The sequence below is a fragment of the Streptomyces sp. NPDC020362 genome (genome assembly GCF_040642095.1).
Lineage (GTDB): Bacteria > Actinomycetota > Actinomycetes > Streptomycetales > Streptomycetaceae > Streptomyces.
In genome coordinates this window covers 1-4,035 of the sequence record NZ_JBFAET010000381.1, presented here as the reverse complement: position 1 = coordinate 4,035, position 4,035 = coordinate 1, and the positions used below count along the sequence as shown (strand labels likewise).

The window sequence follows — 4,035 nt, the reverse complement described above, 5'->3', positions numbered from 1 at the left end:
CTGCCCCCTTCGAGCCCTCGCACCATGCCGTCCGGCCCGCCCCCTCGCCCGGTTGGCGGGCGCGCCGCGTCGGACGTGTTCGCTCCACGTCGCGGCAAGAAGGCGAGGGTGAGCGCGGCGGGGGCGCCGACCGGGCGCGAGCGCTGGACGGAGGGTGGCGGGCTGCCGCGGGGCGCGGGGCCGGCCGGCGAGGTCGGGCTGTTCGAGTCCCTGGGGAGGATCGGAAGGCACCAATAGCGGAGGGGCCGGGACCGACGCCGAGTTCGACGATCCGGCCCTGTCGGCCGCGGTCTCATTCGTCGGCGGACCTGCGGTCCATGGCCGCCGTCTGACAAGGCCGGTGGCGGACCTCGGCAGACGTGCGCGGGGCGCCGGACCACCGTCGACGTCGGGGGTGTCCACCGGTGGGTACGGGATTGCTGGGAGCGGACGCCGTGCTCCGACTTCAGCTCCTTTGGGATGGCGCACTGCATGGCCCGGCAGCCGGGTGAGGGAGGCCGGTTCGAAGGCGGTCAGGACGCTGCCCGCCTTGTCGACAGCGAGGACTTCGCCGGAACATGCCAGTTGCCCAGCAGTCCCACACCCCGCAGCCCCTCGACGAGGTGCCTATCACTTCCGGATACGGAGCAGGCGAGAACAGGGCCCCAGCACGAAGTACACCACCAGCCGCGCGGGAAGCAGCCGTTGGCGCTGCTCGGAACGCCCGCACGCGGCCACCACCCGATCCGCCAAGCCCGGCGGATACACCCAGGTCAACAAGCCGAGACCCGATAAGTCAGACACACTCGCAGCCACCCGAACCACCCCCGGGATCCACTGCCAAGCAGACTACGCCCACGGCAAAGGCAACGGCATTGCTACTAGTAGTGCTTCGTTACGTCGAGTGACCTCGCCTGGTGGTGGGCATCTTTGTGGTGTGACGCTGGGGGGAAGTGGAGCGGCTCCGCGGTGAGTTATCGGAGTTCGTTGCCGATGTTTTCGGGTCGGTGCCGCGGCGGGATCAGCGCCGGTGGGGCGAGTGTTGCCTGCGGGGTCTGATGCTGGACGGCCGTCGCAAGTCGATCCAGCCGATGGCCGAGCGGCTGCCGGACGGCAACATGCAGGCCCTGCAGCAGTTCGTGAACCAGTCGCCGTGGGACTGGCTGCCGGTGCGGCGGCGGATCGCCCAGCGGTTGTGCAAGGCGATCCGGCCGGAGGTGTGGGTCGTCGACGATGTGTCGTTTCCCAAGTGCGGCACCGCGTCGGTGGAGGTGGCCCGCCAGTACTGCGGAGCGCCGGGCAAGCGGGCGAACTGCGAGGTCGCGGTCAGCGTGCACGCCGCCACCGACACCGCAACGTGCCCGTTGGAGTGGGAGCTGTTCCTGCCCGAGGAATGGACCGGCGACCTGCACAGGCGTCGGCGGGCGGGGATCCCTGGCGAGATCGGGCATACCTCCAAGACCCGTCTGGCTCCGGGCCTGCTGGACCGGCTGGCCGGGCAGGGTTTGGCCGTGCCGGTGATCGTGGCGGATGCCGGCTATGGCCGCAGCGTCTCTTTCCGGCTCGTGCTGGAAGAACGCGGCTGGTCATACGTCATGGCCGTCGACCCCAAAGAGATCGCACGACCTGCCGACGCCGAGCCGTATCAACCAGCTTGTGGCGGACTGGCACCACCGGCACTGCCCCCGCTACCGCGAAACACCCTGCTCGGTGCCCAGCCTCGTCGACTTCGCCACCGTGTTCGAGAAGGTCACCTGGCGGCAGGGCAGCAAAGGCACGATGACCTCGCACTTCGCTGTACTGCAGGTCCGGCCGTCGGGCAAGGAAGCCTGCCGCACTGCCCAGGAACAGGCCGGCGGACGCAACAGGTGGAACGGCGTGCTGCCCTTGCGCACCCTGTTGGTCGAACGACCCGAAGCAGCCGACGAGCCGACCGGCTACTGGATGACCAATCTGCCTCCCACGACCCCGATCGCCGACCGGGTGCGGTGGGCGAAGATGCGCTGGCGGATCGAACATGACTACCGCGAGCTCAAACACGGCCTCGGCCTGGACCACTTCGAGGGCCGCACTTGGCGCGGCTGCCACCATCACGTCACCCTCGTCACCGCCGCCCAGGCGTTCCTCACCCTCCGGCGGCTCGACCCAAAAGCACACACGCCGGCCTGACCCTCTACCAGGTCCTCGACGTTCTTCAGGACCTGTTGAGGTGCTGGACCGGCACCTGCACCACCTGCGGGCGACCACTCACCGCAAGCAGTGCCAGAGCCAGAACCTAACGAAGCACTACTAGGAGTTGTCCGGTCGATCCTGTGACTGCCTCGTGTCCGGGTCGTTGACGTGGCTATTGTGGTCGGCCAACGGTACGTGGGAGCGTCTGCTCCAGCAGGTCCAGGGCGTGGCGGATGCGGCGGTGAGGTCGACTGGGACGCCTCGGTTGACTCGACCATCGTGCGGGCGCATCAGCACGCGGCCGGCGCCCGCACCGACCCGCCCGCGGCCCCTGCCTCAAAGGGGGCCGAAGTCCCAGAAAACCAGCACGAATCGCCGTCGCGGAGTCTGTACGCCCGCCGGGTGGACGTGGCGCGTCAGGTGAGGGACCGGGCCGCTCGCGCGGCGGGTTGACCAGCAAGCTCCACCTGAGCGTGGACGGCCGCTGCCGCCCACCGTCCCTCGTCGTCACGCCGGGACAGCGGGCGGACTGCACGCAGTTCAAGCCGGTCCTGGAGAAGATCCGTGTGCCTCGGCCCAGGCAGGGCAGGCCCCGCAGGAAGGCGGACAGTCTCGCGGCCGACAAGGCCTACAGCAACGGCCCATGCCGCCACTGCCTGCGGCGTCGGGGCATCCGGCACACGATCCCGGAGAAGACCAACAGTCGGGCTTCCCGCCTGCGTAAAGGCTCACGCGGCGGACGGCCGCCCGGCTTCGACGAGGAGCGCTACAACAAGCGCAACACCGTGGAACGCACGATCAACCGACTCAAGCAGTCCCGAGCGGTGGCCACGCGGTACGACAAACGCGGTTATGTCTTCCTCGGCACGGTCACCGCAGCGTCGCTCGCAATATGGCTCCGGTCCTGACAGGCACGAGGCAGGTCAGAACCCGCTTGGGTCAGCCTGTGAGTGCCGTCTTACAGTTCCGGCATGAGTAACTCTGCTGCGGCTGCTGTCCTCACAACCGCCGACCTATCTGAAGCCATACGTGCGGTGCGTTCTTTGCTAGGCGTCGCAGACATCAGCCAGGGAGAGGTCGACTTCGAAGCCGTGATCAGGTCGCCGGATGTCCTGACGCAAGTACGTCACGTACTGCCCGATCTCGAATGGTGGGCGTCGGTCGGCAAGGAGCACGGCTCGTCGGAGGCCGGCGACAACCCTGCAGACTGTCTGCCGATCCGAGTGTTCGACTGGGGTCGTCCGCTGGACCGCGCCGAGCCCTTCATCGCCGCCCTGGGGTCAGATCCCGCAGCTGTTCGGTGGGATCTGGACGGATGGCCTGCGGTTCCCGAAGCTGGACTGGAAGCGATCTCGCAGAAGTACGCGTACCTCACGCTGACAGTGAATTCCCGGGACCTCTACCAGGACGAGCCGTCGCAGGACCACACCGTCCATGTGCACGTCCGGGACCGGAACGGCGACCAGATCGCCCGCGTTCATTGGCTCGCCGATCAAGTGGGCGGCCGATTCACAGGCAGGGTGGAGTTGGCTCCTCTGTAACCCCTCAGCAGACAGGCAAGACCGCCGCGTCCACCCGCCTCCGCCACATGATCGGCCGGACGATTCCGAGTGTGCTGCGCCTGAAATCCATCGGTAGATCTGCCCGGTCTCGGCGGCCGAAGCCTCGTCGCCGACGAGGCATTTTTGCCGTCCGCGGCTCGGCCCGATCTGGCTGGGAACTTGCGGCGCAGCACACTGGTCCGTCCGGCATGGAAAGCGTTCGCACCCGCCGAAGCGGCCACGCTAGGGTTCCTGTATGCGCCTCATGATCTCGCCGCCGCCCGTCCGCTAGCGGGCGGCACAGACCAGTCCCGCCCCCGGCCGCACGGCTGCCGGGGGCGAT

Annotated in this window: 2 protein-coding genes and 2 pseudogenes; 3 read left to right on the top strand and 1 reads right to left on the bottom strand. The window is 68.3% G+C overall.

Annotation, left to right across the window (positions count from 1 at the left end):
* Window positions 1-609: 609 nt before the first annotated feature.
* Window positions 610-783: a transposase domain-containing protein gene (locus tag AB0H32_RS47205; protein ID WP_361135564.1), complete on the bottom strand. Its 174-nt coding sequence runs from the start codon at window positions 781-783 to the stop codon at window positions 610-612.
* Between the two features lie 149 nt (window positions 784-932).
* Here AB0H32_RS47205 and AB0H32_RS47200 point away from each other — a divergent pair.
* The 3 genes and pseudogenes from AB0H32_RS47200 (at window position 933) to AB0H32_RS47190 (ending at window position 3,692) form a co-directional block, all read left to right on the top strand.
* Window positions 933-2,148, top strand: a pseudogene (locus AB0H32_RS47200) (IS701 family transposase).
* Between the two features lie 193 nt (window positions 2,149-2,341).
* A pseudogene (locus tag AB0H32_RS47195) lies at window positions 2,342-3,056 on the top strand (hypothetical protein); the annotation flags it as partial.
* 66 nt (window positions 3,057-3,122) lie between these two features.
* Window positions 3,123-3,692: a hypothetical protein gene (locus tag AB0H32_RS47190; RefSeq protein WP_361135561.1), complete on the top strand. Its 570-nt coding sequence runs from the start codon at window positions 3,123-3,125 to the stop codon at window positions 3,690-3,692.
* The last annotated feature ends 343 nt before the right edge of the window (window positions 3,693-4,035 follow it).